15 protein-coding genes and 1 tRNA gene are annotated in these 18,129 nt (G+C 39.3%); 8 read left to right on the top strand and 8 right to left on the bottom strand.

Annotated features, from left to right (window positions below):
- Positions 1-126: 126 nt before the first annotated feature.
- On the top strand, positions 127-1,032 hold the full coding sequence (gene htpX, locus HLH18_RS08490) for a protease HtpX (RefSeq protein ID WP_171546480.1): 906 nt from the start codon (positions 127-129) through the stop codon (positions 1,030-1,032).
- Positions 1,033-1,148: 116 nt separating this feature from the next.
- Here the strand turns inward: htpX and HLH18_RS16315 are convergent, their stop codons facing one another.
- The 3 genes from HLH18_RS16315 to HLH18_RS08505 all read right to left on the bottom strand — a co-directional run bounded on the left by HLH18_RS16315 (position 1,149) and on the right by HLH18_RS08505 (position 5,237).
- The gene (locus HLH18_RS16315) at positions 1,149-1,298 is read right to left on the bottom strand and encodes a VOC family protein (protein WP_171546481.1); all 150 of its coding nucleotides are present in this window, start codon (positions 1,296-1,298) and stop codon (positions 1,149-1,151) included.
- A gap of 31 nt (positions 1,299-1,329) precedes the next feature.
- Positions 1,330-1,920 (bottom strand): DUF4112 domain-containing protein, encoded by a 591-nt coding sequence (locus tag HLH18_RS08500; protein WP_171546482.1) that lies wholly within the window; start codon positions 1,918-1,920, stop codon positions 1,330-1,332.
- A 215-nt stretch (positions 1,921-2,135) separates the two neighbouring features.
- Positions 2,136-5,237, bottom strand: coding sequence for a multidrug efflux RND transporter permease subunit (locus tag HLH18_RS08505; protein WP_171546483.1), 3,102 nt, complete (start codon positions 5,235-5,237; stop codon positions 2,136-2,138).
- A gap of 405 nt (positions 5,238-5,642) precedes the next feature.
- Between HLH18_RS08505 and HLH18_RS08510 the strand changes: the two genes are divergently transcribed.
- Positions 5,643-6,017 carry a diacylglycerol kinase gene (locus HLH18_RS08510; protein WP_171546484.1) on the top strand — a complete coding sequence of 125 codons (375 nt, stop codon included), beginning with the start codon at positions 5,643-5,645 and terminating at the stop codon, positions 6,015-6,017.
- A 171-nt stretch (positions 6,018-6,188) separates the two neighbouring features.
- Here HLH18_RS08510 and HLH18_RS08515 read toward each other — a convergent pair whose 3' ends face one another.
- Positions 6,189-7,790, bottom strand: a complete 1,602-nt coding sequence (locus tag HLH18_RS08515; protein ID WP_171546485.1) for an isocitrate lyase — start codon at positions 7,788-7,790, stop codon at positions 6,189-6,191.
- 805 nt (positions 7,791-8,595) lie between these two features.
- Here HLH18_RS08515 and HLH18_RS08520 point away from each other — a divergent pair.
- On the top strand, positions 8,596-9,585 hold the full coding sequence (locus tag HLH18_RS08520; protein ID WP_171528460.1) for a LysR family transcriptional regulator: 990 nt from the start codon (positions 8,596-8,598) through the stop codon (positions 9,583-9,585).
- A gap of 128 nt (positions 9,586-9,713) precedes the next feature.
- Positions 9,714-11,042 carry a polyamine export protein PaeA gene (gene paeA, locus HLH18_RS08525; protein WP_131289896.1) on the top strand — a complete coding sequence of 443 codons (1,329 nt, stop codon included), beginning with the start codon at positions 9,714-9,716 and terminating at the stop codon, positions 11,040-11,042.
- Between the two features lie 412 nt (positions 11,043-11,454).
- Here the strand turns inward: paeA and HLH18_RS08530 are convergent, their stop codons facing one another.
- Complete coding sequence (locus HLH18_RS08530; protein ID WP_171546486.1) at positions 11,455-11,964, bottom strand: hypothetical protein; 510 nt, start codon at positions 11,962-11,964, stop codon at positions 11,455-11,457.
- A 325-nt stretch (positions 11,965-12,289) separates the two neighbouring features.
- Between HLH18_RS08530 and HLH18_RS08535 the strand changes: the two genes are divergently transcribed.
- From HLH18_RS08535 to HLH18_RS08545, 3 genes are all read left to right on the top strand, one after another.
- On the top strand, positions 12,290-13,021 hold the full coding sequence (locus HLH18_RS08535) for a hypothetical protein (RefSeq protein ID WP_171546487.1): 732 nt from the start codon (positions 12,290-12,292) through the stop codon (positions 13,019-13,021).
- Between the two features lie 210 nt (positions 13,022-13,231).
- Positions 13,232-13,317: transfer RNA gene (locus HLH18_RS08540), tRNA-Leu, on the top strand.
- A gap of 106 nt (positions 13,318-13,423) precedes the next feature.
- Entirely contained in the window at positions 13,424-13,816 is a 393-nt protein-coding gene (locus HLH18_RS08545) for a hypothetical protein (RefSeq protein ID WP_171546488.1), read from the top strand.
- Positions 13,817-13,844: 28 nt separating this feature from the next.
- On the opposite strand, the gene HLH18_RS08550 is transcribed toward HLH18_RS08545, so the two are convergent.
- Positions 13,845-14,159, bottom strand: a complete 315-nt coding sequence (locus HLH18_RS08550; RefSeq protein ID WP_214647305.1) for a DUF5713 family protein — start codon at positions 14,157-14,159, stop codon at positions 13,845-13,847.
- Between the two features lie 443 nt (positions 14,160-14,602).
- Between HLH18_RS08550 and HLH18_RS08555 the strand changes: the two genes are divergently transcribed.
- Positions 14,603-15,157: a metal-independent carbonic anhydrase family protein gene (locus HLH18_RS08555; RefSeq protein ID WP_171546489.1), complete on the top strand. Its 555-nt coding sequence runs from the start codon at positions 14,603-14,605 to the stop codon at positions 15,155-15,157.
- 48 nt (positions 15,158-15,205) lie between these two features.
- On the opposite strand, the gene folP is transcribed toward HLH18_RS08555, so the two are convergent.
- Positions 15,206-16,063: a dihydropteroate synthase gene (folP, locus tag HLH18_RS08560; protein WP_214647306.1), complete on the bottom strand. Its 858-nt coding sequence runs from the start codon at positions 16,061-16,063 to the stop codon at positions 15,206-15,208.
- Between the two features lie 136 nt (positions 16,064-16,199).
- Positions 16,200-18,089 (bottom strand): ATP-dependent zinc metalloprotease FtsH, encoded by a 1,890-nt coding sequence (gene ftsH / locus HLH18_RS08565; RefSeq protein ID WP_171546490.1) that lies wholly within the window; start codon positions 18,087-18,089, stop codon positions 16,200-16,202.
- Positions 18,090-18,129 lie beyond the last annotated feature (40 nt).

Consider the following 18,129-nt stretch of genomic DNA (forward strand, 5'->3'; position numbering starts at 1 on the left):
AATCTGCATCATCCAACAGAATTACTTATTTTTCTTCTTGAATTTTTAAGACTTACACCTCATATTTAGTAGATGATTTTTGATTCATAAATCAGATTATTTTTTTATTATAAGAGGATTCTCTCAATGATGCGGATTGGTTTGTTCTTGCTTACCAACCTCGCGGTACTGGTTGTAGCTGGCATTATTTTGTCACTCTTCGGTGTCGGTAGTTACCATGGCGCGGGTGGCTTAAATCTAGGCAACCTATTAGTCATCTGTTTTGTCTTTGGTATGGTTGGTTCTATCATTTCCCTGTTCATGTCAAAATGGATGGCGAAAAAAACCACTGGGACAGAATTAATTGAACCGAATGCGCCTCGTAACCAAGCCGAAGCATGGTTATTACAAGAAATTGCACAATTGTCGCAACGCGCTGGTATCAATATGCCAGAAGTGGGTATTTTCCCTTCTTATCAGTCCAATGCTTTTGCAACAGGTTGGAACAAAAACGACGCTTTAGTAGCCGTTTCAACGGGTTTACTCGAACGAATGAACAAAGACGAACTTCGTGCAGTACTTGCGCATGAAATTGGTCACGTTGCCAATGGCGATATGGTGACCCTTGCCTTAATTCAAGGTGTCGTCAATGCCTTCGTCATGTTCTTTGCACGTGTCGTTGGTGATTTTATTGACCGTAACGTGTTTGGTCGTGAAGACGGCGAAGCACCGGGACTGGCTTACTTTGGTATTACCATCATCCTGGATATCGTGTTTGGTATTTTGGCATCTTCTATCGTGATGTGGTTCTCCCGTCAGCGCGAATACCGTGCCGATGAAGCGGGTGCACGTTTAGCCGGTAAACAAGCCATGATTTCAGCATTGTTACGTTTACAGGCAGAATCAGAACTACCTGATCAAATGCCTAAAGAAATGAAAGCGTTTGCAATTGCGGAAGGTAAGGAAGAAGGTTTCAGCTTGGCGGCTTTGTTCCAAACTCACCCAACCATTGAGCAACGTGTAGCAGCATTACATCAGTTAAACTGCCCATAATATGGTTTGATTAAAAATACTGGTTGATTAAATTGAATATCAAAAAGCCTCCACATGGAGGCTTTTTTAATGCTGCCAAATCCTCACCCCGAATACACGCACTCTGCCAAGAGCGTTTAGGATCGAGTTCGGAATGATGAGAAAATTCCAGAGTCAAACTGCCACGATGCAGAATCATCCATCCATTGATTGGATTGATCGGTAGATTGAAAACCAAGCATGCGATCAAAATTAATTATGGGTAAATTCGCAGCAATATAATCCATGGTTCTTATCCATAAACCTTATCGAATAAAATCAAAAAGCACTCAATCCTTGAAACCATTGCCATAACCAGCTCAAACCGAACCACATCGCAATCAGCATCAGTACCAAAACGATTGCCCCCAGAAGATCTGGAATATGTAACCACAGCCAGGCCACCACAGGATTTCGCCAAAAGGCTGAGCTCTGCTGTTTATTTTCCAGGCTTTCATGCAAAAATGGATGAACCACATGTGAATCACTGTGAATCTGATATTCCTCTCGAATATGCTCATGCACAATGGTTAAGGCTTTACGGCTTGGACGTATAAAGATATCAAAAACTGTTCCAAGCACTGGAATAAATCCGACCACAGCATCAACCATGGCCAGTTTCATCACTGAATTGAGTTTGCTTTGTGGCACTCCTATTTGCTTGGCTTTATAAATCGCATAACAGGTCAATACAAAACCTGCGACATCACCAGCCACAGGAATCGTACTCAATGCGGCATCTGCCCCGACCCCTTGCTTAGTGAATGGGATACGCACCACGGAGTCCATCATATTGGCAAACTTGGCTAAATCCCGCTCTAGACGCACCACTTCTTGCTGGCTGAGTTTTTTTTGTTGTTGCTCTGGCATAGGCCTCAATTCCAAGGAAAGCATTATCTAAACATTTGAGATTACACCATATCTTCTCTACATACTGTGTAGCGTTATGATAAGTAAAACCGTTAACTGAACTGCCAGAACAAATCCAGATTTAGAGTGCATACATTTTTTAGCTCATAAAATGCAGCGATCAATTAATGACTCGGCAGGCCTCCTGAAAATACCTCTAAGGTGATTGTGATTACTCAAGATTCCTGTTGAGCTTTGCCCTTAAATACAGTTCGGATCAGGACATACATAAATGGAATAAAAATCAGTACCAAGATCGTGGCAAAAATTACCCCACCTAGCACACTGACTCCAATTTCTTGACGACTGACCGCTCCCGCACCAAAGGCAAAGACCAATGGAATCACACCTGCGCCAAAAGCCAATGAAGTCATGAGAATCGGGCGTAACCGCAGGCTTGCCCCTTCCAGAGCCGCTTCAATGACACTGCGTCCTTGCGTCTGTGCAAGTGATGCAAACTCCACGATTAAAATGGCATTTTTACATGACAAGCCAATGGTGGTCAGTAACGCAATCTGGAAATAGATATCGTTGGGAAAGCCGGCAAAATAACTGAACAAAATATTGCCGCCACCCCCCAAAGGAATAGCACTCAATACCGCAGTAGGAATAGACCAGCTTTCATATAAAGCAGCCAAACACAGGAAAATGAAGCCAATTGAAATCAAATAAAGTAATAGTGCCTGATTACTTGATTTCTGTTCTTCGAAAGACACACCACTCCAGGCTAAATCAATTCCGGAAACTTTGCTGACCAGCTGATCAATATCCCGCATTGCTTCCCCGGAACTTGCATTAGACGCTTTATCAGCTTCGAGTTCGATAGCCGTATAGCCATTAAACCGGTTCACAATTTCTGGAGCACCCGACCAGTTGACTTGAGAAAAATTGGTGAATGGCACCATTTCATTATTGCTATTTCTGACCGACCAATATTGCAAATCTTCCGGTTTGGCACGATAAGCTGCATCACTCTGCATAATGACTCTTTTAATTCGTCCGCGATCAATAAAATCATTAATATACTTGCCCCCCAAAGCTGCAGACAGGGTACTGTTAATATCCGTTGGAGTTAAACCGGAAGCCATCGCAGCTTTTTGATCAATCGTCACCTTAAGATTGGCTTTTTCAGGTGCGGTTCGTTTATCCAGATTTTCAAATGATGAATACTGTTTCGAATCTTCTTTAAGCTGATTAAATTTTTGCGTTAAAACTTTGCGACCTTGACCATCAATATCGCGAACCCAAAGGTTTAAACCACTGGTGTCTCCCAGACCATTGACCACTGGTGGCATAGAAACAGTAATACGTGCATTCTGGTTTTTACGGAAAAACTGGGTCGCACGCTCCTTAATTGCATCTGCGGTATTTTCTTTGCCAGAACGTTGATCCCAGGGTTTTAACTTGATAAAACCCTGTGCCAGATGCTGCCCAGTCCCGGTACGGTTTCGACCATAACGCAGCATCACCAAATCCACATTGTCTTTTTCATTTTCCAGAAAATAGCGACGCACCGTTTCCCCCATTTCAATGGTTTTGGTCATCGGTGCATTGTCTTGTAAAGTCACTTGCAGGCTCAGTGAACCCTGATCTTCACTAGGTAAATAACTGGTGGGCAATGCACGGTAAAACAAGGCAAAAACACTGACTAGAGCCAAAGCAACGACCAAAGTAATCAGGCGGTTTTGAATGGTCAAAGAAGACAGTTTAAGATATTTACCTTTCACCTGATCCAGCAAATGGTTAAACCAGTTTGCCCAGCCATAAGGTTTTTCTATCGGTTTTAACACCAATGCACACAATGCCGGAGTCAGAATTAAAGCAACAGCCAAGGAAATGGTCATCGCCGTAACTAAAGTTATGGAGAATTGACGGTAAATCACACCTGCTGAACCACCAAAAAATGCCATCGGAATAAATACCGCAGTCAGCACCAGAGTAATCCCGATCAATGCGCCACTAATCTCCTGCATGGACTGGATTGATGCCTGCTTGGCATCTAAGCTTTGTTCATGCATCAGCCGTTCAACATTTTCAACCACCACGATGGCATCATCCACCAGCAACCCTATCGCGAGCACCAAGGCAAACAGGGTTAAGGTATTGATACTCAGACCCAGCACATATAACACTGCCATAGTACCCAGAATCACCACAGGTACAGTAATCGCAGGAATAAGGGTCGCGCGCCAGTTTTGCAGGAAAATAAACATCACCACAATCACCAGCAAAATGGCTTCAAACAAGGTTTTTACCACCTCATGAATTGATTGCTGAACGAAAGGTGTGTTGTCATTTGGATAGACCAGCTTATAACCTTTAGGCAGTGTTTTGGAAATATGCTCGACCGTTTCATTAATCAGTTTTGAGGTTTGAATGGCATTGGCACCGGATGCAAGAGAAACCGCCATACCGGCTGATGGATAGCCATTGGTCGTATTATAGGATTGATAATTCTCCGCCCCAATTTCTACACGGGCAACATCCCTTAAGTAAACATATTCCCCAGCTTGACTAGACTTGATAATAATATTGTTAAATTCATCAACCGTTTTTAAACGTGTTCCTGATGTGACTTTGGCATTTAAATATTGTTCTTCCAGTCCAGGCAATTCGCCTACTCCACCCGCTGCAACCTGAGTATTTTGTGCTTCTACAGCTTTCTGAATATCGCTGGGCATCAACTTATACTGTTTAAGCTTATTTGGATCCAGCCAGATGCGCATGGCAAACTGTGAACCAAATACATCAACTTCACCTACGCCCTCTACACGGGCAATTTCCGCCTCTAAATAACTTAACAAATAGTCAGATAATTCAATGTTGCTGCTTTTTCTGGTTTCATCATATAAGCCAATCACCATATGGGTATCACCCAGAGATTTGAATACATTCACCCCTTGGCGCTGTACATCTTCAGGTAATCGGCTCACGACGCTATTGATGGCATTTTGTACTTGAACTTGTGCAGTATCCGGGTTGGTGCCATTTTCAAAGCTGATATTAATCCGGCTACGGCCAGTAGAGTCACTGCTAGAACTAAAGTAAAGCAAGTGGTCTAAACCTTTAATTTGCTGTTCTAAAATCTGGGTGACACTTTCTTCAACGGTCTCGGCATCCGCCCCCGAATAAGTGGCGCTAATCGCAATTCTAGGTGGAGCAATATCTGGATAACGCTCTACCGGTAAATTAATGACTGCAAAAAGTCCCAGTGCCATAACAATAATGGCCAATACACCGGCAAAAATAGGTCGTTGAATAAAATATTTCGACAGCATATGATTTAATCGCAGTATAAGTAAGTGGAACTAGGCAATAAAAACTGGTTCTAAAATAGCAAATTAAAGCAGCTATACAGTAACTAAAAGTTAAAAACACAAGATTATGGATATGAAATCTTATTTTTCTCCCTAAATAAGAAGAAGCTATGGAGACACACCGCTTAATCAGTTGCTAAGCGTATGCTTCATCCCGCATCTTTACCATTAGACTGTGAATAGATTATTTTACAAAGTCATTTCATTAAAAAGAAAAGACTGGGCTTTGAATAGGGCAATTTTATTTAACTAAAATTCAGCAAATTTTTTTGTAATATAAAAATACAACTTTCAAGTTTTTTAGAATTAAGCCATATTTAAGCCTTATGATCTATCTTTCCTGAAATTTAGCAAAAAAATTAAGCCATGAATCAACCCTCTCCATACAAAGGCAAAACCGGTTTTAAGCGTGTGATTAATGCAACCCATTATTCTATTTCAGGTTTTAAAACTGCATTTATCAATGAAGCTGCATTTCGTCAAATTGTATTCATAAATTTAATTCTGATTCCAAGTACTTTTTTCCTGAATATATCGCGCGTAGAACAAGCTGTGATGATTGCAGTGTGTTTATTGGCACTGATTGTTGAATTATTTAATTCAGCGGTTGAAGCTGTCGTAGACCGTATTTCTTTGGAAAAACATGAACTTTCAAAAAATGCCAAAGATATGGGCAGTGCTGCGCAATTTGTTGCACTGGCGATTATTTTCTTTACATGGCTGATTATTTTAGTGCCCTAAGCTTTATCTTTCTTCAGTCATTAAAATAAAGAGATAGTTCATTGCGATGCAATTCGCTACATAAAATGAAAAAAGGGAACATAAAAATATGTTCCCTTTTTTATATTCCGTTTTGATCAGCCATAAAAAAACCCTGCTTTCGCAGGGTTTTTGTTGAATCACTCGGGAGGATTAACCACCGAATTGGTTCATTGTGTTTTTAGCGTCATCACCAGCTTTAAGCGCATTGTCACCAGCGAAGATTTCTTTGTGGTCATCACCGATGTCAGAACCAGCCATTGCTTGGTGTTTAACACATGCGATTGTACCGCGGATTTCTTTACGTTGTACGCCAGCAACATAAGCAAGCATACCTTCATCACCGAAGTAACCTTTAGCAAGCTCATGAGTAGAAAGAGCAGCTGTGTGGTAAGTCGGAAGTGTGATCAAGTGATGGAACACACCCGCTTCACGAGAAGCATCTGCTTGGAATGTACGAACTTTTTCATCAGCATCAGCAGCCAATTCAGTTTCGTCATACTCAGCGCTCATTAATTTAGCACGGTCATAAGCAGAAACGTCTTTACCTTCAGCAACATAACGGTCATAAGTTTGTTGACGGAAGTTTAAAGTCCAGTTGAATGATGGGCTGTTGTTGTAAACAAGCTTAGCATTTGGAACAACTTCTTTCACACGGTTAACCATGTGAGCGATTTCGTCAACGTTTGGAGTCGCAGTTTCGATCCAAAGTAAGTCAGCACCGTTTTGAAGGCTAGATACACAGTCAAGTACAACACGATCAATTTGAGTGTCAGCACGGAACTGGTAAAGACCAGAAGGTAAACGTTTAGGACGGTGTAATTTACCGTTACGTTTGATTAGGATTTCATCTTCTTGCGCTTCAGAAATATCAATTTCAGAAGTTTCTAAGTAGCTGATGTACTGAGAAGCGATGTCGCCTGGCTCTTTAACCACTGGGATTTTTTGAGTCAAGTCAGCGCCTTCAGAGTCAGTACGCGCAACGATGATACCGTCATCAAGACCCATTTCCAAGAATGCATAGCGAAGTGCGTGGATCTTAGCGATGAAGTCTTCGTGTGGAACGGTTACTTTACCCGCTTGGTGACCACATTGTTTCGCATCAGAAACTTGGTTTTCGATTTGTAGTGCACATGCACCCGCTTCGATCATTTTCTTAGCAAGTAAGTAAGTCGCTTCTTCGTTACCGAAACCAGCATCGATGTCCGCAATAATTGGAACGATGTGAGTTTGGAAACCGTCGATTTGAGCAGTGATTTCAGCCGCTTTAGCAGTATCACCCGCTTCGTTTGCTTTTTTAAGCGCACGGAACAAGTCGTTTAATTCTTTTGCGTCAGCTTGACGAAGGAAAGTGTAGATTTCTTCGATCAAAGCAGGTACTGAAGTTTTTTCGTGCATAGATTGGTCAGGAAGTGGACCGAATTCTGAACGAAGAGCAGCAACCATCCAACCAGATAAGTAGATGTAGCGTTTGTCAGTTGTACCGAAGTATTTTTTGTTCGCAATCATTTTTTGTTGTGCGATGAAACCGTGCCAGCAACCCAAAGATTGAGTGTATTTGCTAGAATCAGCATCATATTCAGCCATATCACGACGCATAATAGCAGCAGTATATTTAGCAATGTCTAAACCAGTTTTGAATTGGTTTTGCATTTGCATACGCGCAGCATCTTCTGGGCTGATATCGCGCCAAGTGTTGCCGAATTTTGCTTTTAATTCGCGGATTGCGTCAATCGCTGTTTGGTATGTAGTCATGATATTTTCCTGTATATAATTTTAGGACTTCATCAATCAAAGGACTAAATCTGCAAGATATTAATTTGTTCAGATTTAGAGCGCTTCGTTGCAATGGACACAGCTTAGTTTGACTAAAAAAATTAATCCAATAGTCTGCAAGAATCTTCAGTATTTATTTAAAAAATATGTAGATTAAAGTCTAATTATAATTGTCGCTAAATTTTATAAGTTATTAATTTATAAAATTATATTAAAAATATAAAAAGTCTTTTTTTGTATAACAAATAATCAAAATGCTGTTTTATTCTTCATTAGACCTAAGTATAGGGTTTAATAAAAAAGACTCGTCTTTTCGTTTTTATCTCTTTTTTCTTATTTTATCGTCATTATCTTAAAAATGTAATTGCATTTTATTTCACCAAACAAAGTGCGTTTACCTTTTTCTGCATTCCAATCCTTAGCTGCAAAAAAAAACCATCTTCTTTTTCAGTATAGATTTATGAAATACAACTCTTCCTCTAAAAAAACCATTCTATTTAAGGGAATTCAATACAATTAAAACCCGTCTATATGGTGCAATTGGATGAGCTGCAATTCAAGCTTCAAACTACAGTATTGAAGATAGGCAAATCATCAAATTCATATTTCAATCTGTTTAAAACTCAATTGATAATCACAGAGAATTCACACCCAATAAGAATAGTCAATATCGTAACAAAACCACTTTTAGGCCGGCTTTTTTTTCATCATATTTCCTACACAAGCCTTACTGCTTATGGCATAATCAATATAATTTCATGGTTTTATTGTTGGTATTTTTTATATGAATCTGGAGCGGGTCGATCTCAATCTATTAATTTACCTTGATGTTCTTTTACGTGAAAAAAATGTTACCCGCGCAGCAGAACAATTGGGTGTTACCCAACCCGCTATGAGTAATATTTTACGTCGTCTACGTAATTTATTTAATGATCCGCTTTTAATCCGTTCTTCTGAAGGCATGACACCTACAGAACGTGCTTTAGAATTACAACCTCGTATTCGTGATGCGCTTTCTGATCTGTCGATGATTTTAGAACCTCGTACAGAATTCCGTCCTTATACCTCGAATCGTGTTTTCCGCATTATGACCTCTGACTATGCCGAAGCGACTTTAGTTCCTCGTTTGGTTAAAGCATTGCGTTCAGAAGCGCCGAATGTCGTTCTCGACTTTTTAACCCCAAGTGACGTGTCTTACCGTGACATGGAACAAGGTAAAGTCGATTTAGCCATTAACCGATTCAATGAAATTCCACAAAGTTTCCACCAGGTCTTGGTTTGGCGTGACAGTTTTTCTTGTTTGCTGAACAACAAACACCCTGCCAGCGCCAACTTAAATCTTAAAAGCTATTTAGATGCACAACATATCTGGGTGTCTAAAACCGGTATGGGCGTTGGCTTTGGTGTCAATCCTGATAAACAGGCAGGTCTGGGCTGGATTGATCAAGCTTTAGAACGTATTGGTCAAAAACGTAAAATTTCGGTCTTTACCCGTCATTATCAAATGCCGGCACTTTTGGCATCCAATGTTGATTTGATTGCAACGCTGCCAAGCCGTATTGCAAGACTGCAATCGAACAATCCAAACCTGCTGATCAAAGACCCACCATTTTATATTCCTGAATTTGAACTCAAAATGGCGTGGTGTCCGTTGTTGCATCATCATCCTGCACACCGTTGGTTACGCCAGCTTATTCTGTATGTAGCCCGCCAAATGATTGAAGAAGAAAATCGCGAATTTTTAAGCAATAACTCACAATTTTCTCACTATTAATCGTAAAAATTCTTAAATTATTCTTTTTTAAGATTATACTGTGCTCATCAAGGTAGTAATTTACTTACTACCTTCAGTTCTTTTGTGTTAAAAATATTCCATAATAATGATGATCTACAGGTGGATTCGTGAGCCTTTTCCAGAATATCCTCATCATCGTGATACTGATTGCCGGAGCCGGCTTTCTCTCTTTAACCGAGATTGCCCTTGCCGGTGCCCGTAAGGTTAAACTTAAAATCCTTGCAGAATCGGGCGATGAACGCGCTCAAAAAGTTTTAGACTTACAAGAACAATCTGCTGATTTCTTTGCGGCTTCGCAAATTGGCTTAAACGCGGTTGCCATTCTCGGTGGTATCTTGGGTGAAGCGGCATTTCGCCCCTATATCGTAAATTTTGTGAATCGCATTTATCAAGGTCCATGGACTGAAAACATTGGCTTTATTCTCTCCTTTAGCTTAGTTACCTCGCTGTTTATTCTTTTTGCAGATTTAATGCCAAAACGCATGGCCATGATTGCACCAGAAAAAATTGCGGTTTCTGTTATTAACCCAATTCAAGTTTTTATCAAAATTTGCAAGCCACTCGCTTGGGTGATTAATGCCATCGCAAATTTGCTGTTCCGTTTGTTTAAAATCAACACCATCCGTGATGATAATATTACCTTTGCCGATATTTCTGCAGTGATGGATGCGGGTGCACAAGCCGGTGTACTACAAAAGCAGGAACATCATTTCATTGAAAATGTATTTGAACTTGAAGAACGTAATGTCCCTTCAAGCATGACCACACGTGAAAACGTGGTGTTCTTCACTTTAAAAGAGTCTGAAGCCAGCATTCGCCAGAAACTCGCAGAATATCCTTATTCCAAGTTTTTGGTTTGTAGTGAAAATATTGATGATGTGATTGGCTATATTGATGCCAAGGATATTTTAGTCCGTATTCTGAATAACCAGTCTTTACTGCAACTGAATGAAAATACCATTCGTAGTGTACTGACCATTCCAGATACGCTAACGCTTTCTGAATTGCTAGATCGCTTCCGTTCAACCAAGGAAAAATTCGCGGTTGTCATTAACGAATATGCACTAGTGGTAGGTGTGATTACCCTCTCCGACATTATGATTACCGTGATGGGCGACTGGGTGACGACGATTGAAGCCGATCAGCAAATCATTAAACGTGATAATAATTCATGGCTGATTGATGGCAGCACGCCGATTGAAGACATCAAGCATGCGCTTGAAATTGATGAAATGCCGGATGATGAAAACTATGAAACCATCGCTGGTTTTATGATGTACAAACTGCGTAAGATTCCACGTCCTGCAGATGCAGTGATATTTGGTGCTTATAAGTTTGAAGTGGTGGATGTCGATCATTTTAAAATTGACCAATTACTGGTGACACGCCTACTCGAAAGACCAGCAGAAAATGATAGTCAGGAACAAGCAGAGTAATCTGCTTTTTTCTTTTTTATTGAATATATGATCACTACTAAAAATAATAAAACTGGATAATGATAATGAATATTTCCTTGTCAGCATTACTCGCCTGCTTAAGTTTTTATTCTGGCATTTATATGATTTACTATTTTTTTTTGCAAAACAACAACAACCACTGATCATCTTCATTGCGATTGCACTGCTGATTTTCGCTTGGTGGATTACGCCTCATAGCTATGAACGTGATCGGAAAAGTTATGATTCAACCCTGCGTATGGGGGAGTTTCTCTGAAATCCACTCATTACATGGTGGAGACTTTTTATTTGGCCAATCAGTCTATTACTGGCTTGGCTTTATCAGTAAAAAATCAAAGGGAACATAAAAAAAGCACCATTCCACTGGTGCTTTTTTTAATTTGAATGAAGGCTATTTAAAGTTTTCAATCAAGTTTTCGATCACGAGAGCATAGTGAATACCAATATCTTCTTCTAAAATATTGTATGCATTATCAAACTGAACCATAGGCCAGCCTTCTTTCCAGAATGGGAAAATATTGTGTAGATCATGCGTTACAATTGCATCTTCACGCAGAATTGCTTGCGCAATCTGTGATAAAACTTGGGCTGTTTCAGCGCCATCAATCGCCATGTAATCAATACCACGTACTTTTAAAATACGGATACGATCTTTTTTATATTTAATTTTTTTGGCTTGTCCGGCATTTAATCCCAATGCCAAAGTCACTGCTTCAACAAAGTTTTTTTCAAAAGCGTCATGCAAAGCAACAATTGCCTGTTTATGTGCTTCTTGACGACCAGCTTTACCACCATTACGGATAATCTCTTTCGCTTCAGTATTCAGCACATCGTCTTTCATGGACTGTAAAATGTCTAAAATTTCGATATCGCTTAAAGATTCAGGAGATTGATCAGTCATGAACTGTCCTTGGACAAAAATAATAAAGGTCTATTTTCGCATAATTCATCATTTAATACAGGTAATACAGGAATAAAATCTGCTTCAGCACATTCTTCATTAACTACTGATCGAAAAACAATACTTATAAATAGCGCTATTGATATAGCAACACTGAAATATCTTTAGCGACTAAAAAATTTATAATTTTGTGAGTACACAGCAATAGATCTATCTAAAAAGCTGAACTCGACTTAAATAACTAAAAGATGACCTTACTTTTCCTCTGTCATATTCTGTTAAATCATTTATATTACATTTACTTTTTATGCCCCCTTTAATTCTTATGATCAGCAATAAACAAACCGCCCTTTTTTTAAAACAAATGCGGGAGCAACACCCGTCAGCGTTTAAAAGAAATTATTTGTTTTATAGCATGATTAAAACCAAGGGCATTTTAGATGAACTTAAAGAACTGATTCCGTGGGTTCTTGCAGCGATGATTTTTGTATCACTTTCGATGAGTTTGGGTCATTTTATTTCGATTCAATTCCCCCAATTTGATACTTTTCGCTCGCATGGCATTGCTGTTTTAGCCATCATGTTGCTGTTTATGCTCTACACTCCACTCGTCATCAAGCAAATCAAACATAGTTCAACCTCCCTGTATCAACACCTGCGTCACACCCCGATTAAACTCGCTGTGCTGATTGTGCTTCAAACCATTAATATTGCTTATATTGAAAGTACTTTTTTAGAAGTCATTCTGTTTTTCTTTGCCTTAAGTTTTGGTTTTGTACGCTTTTATAAGGAAAATATGTTCCGTGAAGGCACTCAAAATGAGCAATATTTTTATCTGCAAGAAACACGTCGCATTTGCTTTTGGTCATATAAACAAATTTTAAAAATTAAATTTAAAATTTTATTGAGTGCAAAAAATTCAAAGGCACGTCATGCCCTTCAACAACAAGAAAAAAAGTTTATCGAGCTCCATATTCAGCTTATTCGTTATGAAAATGAATTGTGTAAAACTCATAAACATGTTGATGTTGAAACCTATTTAGATAGCTTGATGTAAATATCAAAAGCTGTGTTCCCTCCTCTAGATTTCATTTAGAAAATGATTATTTTTACATCCCCTCAATCAATAGAAAAAATAATAATGATCTCGAAAACTTGTAAAAATGAATTATTTTATAGTCATAAATACATGAATTGATTGAAAAGAAAGCAAACACACCGAAAGATACTTGCCAAGTTTTATTTCGTCCTCTATTATTGCGCACATGCCCGAGTGGTGAAATCGGTAGACACAGGGGATTTAAAATCCCCCGCCCACAAAGCGTGCCAGTTCGAGTCTGGCCTCGGGCACCATTTTAATACTTCTTAAAATGGTGCAATAAAAGACCCAGCGATAAGCTGGTTTTTTTATGCCTAAATTATTAAAATACAATCAAACCAATAAAAAGAAATAATAAAAATGAACACAAATAACTTACAACACATGCTGTATTGCAGCCTGTTTATATTGCTCATCTCATCCTTTTCTTATGCAGCAGAGCCAGAAGTTAAAGCACCAACTCAGGTCATTTATTCTTTATTTTCTGGAACGATTATCCTAGATAAAGATCAGCTGATTTTACATCACTGCACTTTAGGCAAAGATCCGTACCTACTTGAGTTTAATCATGCACAAGATGAAAAACGGATTCGTACACTCCTGCAACAAGAACCAAATTTTTGGCTTAACTTAAGAGCCAGCGCTTACTTTAAAAATGAACAACGCTACTTAAAAGTGGATGGAATCTCTGAGCTCCATCTCAAAGAAAGCTGCCATCTTTCCAAACTGTTGTCTGATTTAAATAAATCTTAGAATATCAAGCTAACCGATAGAGAGTAACTTACCACTCTCTATTGGATACCAATTCTTCCATTTCAATATCCATATAACCGTGATCTTGCACCACCATCATCATAGCTTCAGCAATATAATCCGCTGCAGTATCATCTAATGATGAATCAAGATCCTCAAACTGGGGTTTCATCTTATTAATTAAAACCACTGTTTCGGCAGCAAAACGATAAATTTCCACTTCAGACAAATCAGACTTTGCTATTTTCTTCGCAAACTGTTTAATGGTCTGCTTGACTTCAGCCACCAGAATATCGGGATAATATTCATCATCAAACATCGGGAGAAGTAAATCTTCAAACATACAAAACTCAAAAAAGATACACATTAAAGCGAGCCTGTATAACACAAAGCAACAAAATTACCAAACCAAACCACAAAAAAGCGAGGGGATTTTTACCCCCACTCTCTTTTATTTAGACTTCTTGCATACCATTAAGCTTGGCTCATTGCATACTACACTTCAATTGCATCACTCATCGCTTTTCTAAAATATTAACCTACCCTAGCTAAACCTAAAATGGATTATTTTCATACTCGCTCTTACTTTCTGTAGTTAGGGCATAGTAAAAGATAATAAGAATAATTAAATTCACCCTCACAAAACAAAATAAACCACTAATTTATTTAAACTTTTTAAATTAATGTAGGGGTTTGGTTGAATTTTCGATACATTCGATAGCATTACTATAATTTAAATAAAACTTACTTTATAAAATAAAAACATAATTTTTATAGGGAAATGTTATGAAAGCCATTTTAGTTACATTTCTTGGAATAACATTAACAGCATGCTCTACCACATCAACGCAAGATACTCAAAAACATACTATTTCTGAACCCGAAGTAATAGCGGCACAGCAAGCTTGGTGTAAATCATTACTTGATATCAGTTCAACCTACGATAAAACTGGAAAACAAGCAGCAAATGATCTCGCAAGCAAGGTGATTGATACTGCATATTTTTATCAGAATGGGCCTGTTTTATTTAAACCAACATTAACAACCAATCCACAAACATTCAGAACCACAAAAGAAGGCGCTTTATCTTATTTCGTGGGAGGAAATCCAAATTTTCCTAATGACAAAGGGTTTGCACTCGGTGGGTGGCAAAATTGCGAAATCGATAATGCAGCTATAAATATAACGGGTAACAGCGCGACTACTTTAGGCAAAGTTCATTTCACCAATAAAAATGGTGAAGTGACGACTGTAGATAAAAGCTGGAAATTTGTAAAAGATAACGCAGGTAAATTACGAATCGTTGTTCACCATTCTTCGCTTGAGAATAAAGGAAAATAATTACATCTTAAAGCAAAAAGCTCGATACCTTATCGAGCTTTTTCTTATTTATACACCTAGATTATTCATTGCATTGAAAACTTTAATTGCATCCGACATCGCTTTGACATCGTGTGCACGTACCATAGAAGCACCCTGCTGAATACTCATCAAATGCGCTGCTACCGAGCCTATAGCACGATTTTGTGCATCAGCTCCACCCAGTGCTTCGCCAATAAAACGCTTCCGGGAAAGTGCAGATAAAATGGGATAACCCATATCATTTAATTTATAAAATTCATTTAATAATTTTAAATTTTGCTGTGCATTTTTAGCAAAACCAAAACCGGGATCAATCATGATATTTTCAGGTTTCACCCCTGCTCTTAAAGCATCATCGACACGCTGCTGTAGCTCTTCAATCACATCCGTCGCTACATCATTATATTGATCTAAATTATTCATGGTCGTGGGTTCGCCACGCATATGCATAATAATCACGGGAATATTCAGTTCAACTGCAGTTTCAAGGGCCTGGGGACGTGTTAATGCACGGACATCATTCCAGATATGGGCTCCAGCTTTTACCGCAGCTTTCATTACTTCTGGTTGTGAAGTATCAATCGAGATAATGACATCATGCTTAGATAATTCTTCTACCACAGGCACTACACGACGTATCTCTTCATCCACTTCTACCGCAGATGCCCCTGGACGTGTGGATTCACCACCTACATCAATAACAGTCGCTCCATCAGCCATCATTTGCAGTGCATAGGCTATGGCTTGATCTTTTGCATTATGCTTTCCGCCATCACTAAAAGAGTCTGGAGTGACATTCAAGATCCCCATAACATGCGGTTGAGATAAATCCAGACTGAGTCGTCCACATTGTAATACTCGTTTTGGTAATGGCATCAACCGCATAACAACTCTCCTTAATATCTAACCCATAGTGTATCAAGAGTTGCTTTTACTCTTACTAAAATATTTTCAAACTCTAAACTTTTAAGCATAAAAAAGAGCCTCAATTGAGACTCTTTTTTATACCGAACCTAAACGATTAGTTTGCAGGTAATGGTGGTGGTGTTGCTGGACCATCAGTTGGTGTTACATCAATTACTGGATTATCAGCAATATACACCTTAGGTGGTTGAGGTTCACGACCTTCCATGATGTCACGGATTTGATCACGATCAATCGTTTCCCATTCCATCAATGCTTTAACCATCGCATGAGCAACATCTTTTTTACTTTCCAAAATATCACGTGCGATTTTATATTGCTCATCTAGAATTCGACGAATTTCACGATCCACTTCTAGTTGCGTAGTTTCAGAAATACTGCGACTACCAATACTGCCCATGAAAGATTGCTGTGCATCTTCTTCATAGACCATCACGCCCATTTTTTCAGACATACCATATTTGGTCACCATTGCACGTGCCATTTTCGTTGCACGTTCAAAGTCGTTTGATGCGCCTGTAGACATTTGATTAATGAATACTTCCTCAGCAATACGACCACCAAACAAAATTGAAAGTTCATTCAACATTTTGTCTTTGTAATGGCTGGTCTGATCAAATTCAGGTAACTGCCAAGTGACACCCAAAGCCCAACCACGCGGCATAATCGTTACTTTGTGCACAGGGTCTGTACCCGGCAAACTTTCAGCAACAATCGCATGACCGGCTTCATGGTAAGCCGTAGCTCGACGTTCTTCATCACGAAGCACCATCGATTTACGTTCAGGCCCCATGTACAATTTATCTTTTGCATCTTCAAAATCATGCATATCGACTGTGTTCTTGTTACGACGCGCTGCAAATAATGCCGCTTCATTTACAAGATTCGCCAATTGCGCACCTGAAAAGCCAGGCGTACCACGTGCAAGAACTTTTACGTCTACACCTGTGACTGAAGGCAATTTCTTCATGTGAACATTCAGAATTTGTTCACGACCTTTAATGTCTGGCAAGCCAACCATCACTTGACGGTCAAAACGACCCGGACGAAGTAAAGCTTTATCCAGTACATCTGCACGGTTGGTTGCAGCGATAACAATAATACCTTCGTTACCTTCAAAACCATCCATTTCTACAAGCATCTGGTTTAGTGTTTGTTCACGTTCATCATGACCACCACCAGTACCTGAACCACGATGACGACCAACAGCATCAATCTCATCAATAAAGATGATACATGGGGCGTGACGTTTTGCTTGTTCAAACATGTCACGGACACGAGACGCACCCACACCCACGAACATTTCAACAAAGTCAGAACCAGAAATACTGAAAAATGGAACTTTTGCTTCACCCGCAATGGCTTTTGCAAGTAAAGTTTTACCGGTACCTGGAGGACCAACCATTAGCACACCACGAGGAATACTTGCACCGAGACGTTTAAATTTGGTTGGATCTTTCAGGAAATCGACAATTTCCACAACTTCTTGTTTAGCTTCATCACAGCCCGCAACATCAGCAAAAGTAACTTTAATTTGGTCTTCAGAAAGCATTTTTGCTTTTGACTTACCAAAACTCATTGGGCCGCTTTTGCCACCTGCACCACCACCCATGTTTCGCATAAAGAACATGAATAACAAAATGATTAAAAGTACAGGGAAGCTGGCGATAAGAAGTTGCATCAACAAGCCTTGACGTTGAGGAGCAGTACCCTCTACGACAACACCATGTTTAATGAGACTTGGCATAAGTTCTGGGTCTTGAATCGCAGGACGAATACTCTCAAACTCTGAGCCGTTTGTTTTTTCACCACGAATTCTTTCACCATCAATTGTGACTTGCTTAATTTGACCAGCATTGACCGCTGAAACAAACTCTGAATAATTCATTGCAGTCGGTTGATTGCGGTCACTGATGTTGCTGAAAATCAGAATCAGCACACCAAGTATAACCAGCCACAATACGGCATTCTTGAAGAGATCGCTCAAAGCTTTATTCCCATATCAATCTAATTTGATCATGCCCAAA

The organism is Acinetobacter sp. ANC 5414 (assembly GCF_013004295.1).
In the GTDB taxonomy this organism is placed as follows: domain Bacteria; phylum Pseudomonadota; class Gammaproteobacteria; order Pseudomonadales; family Moraxellaceae; genus Acinetobacter.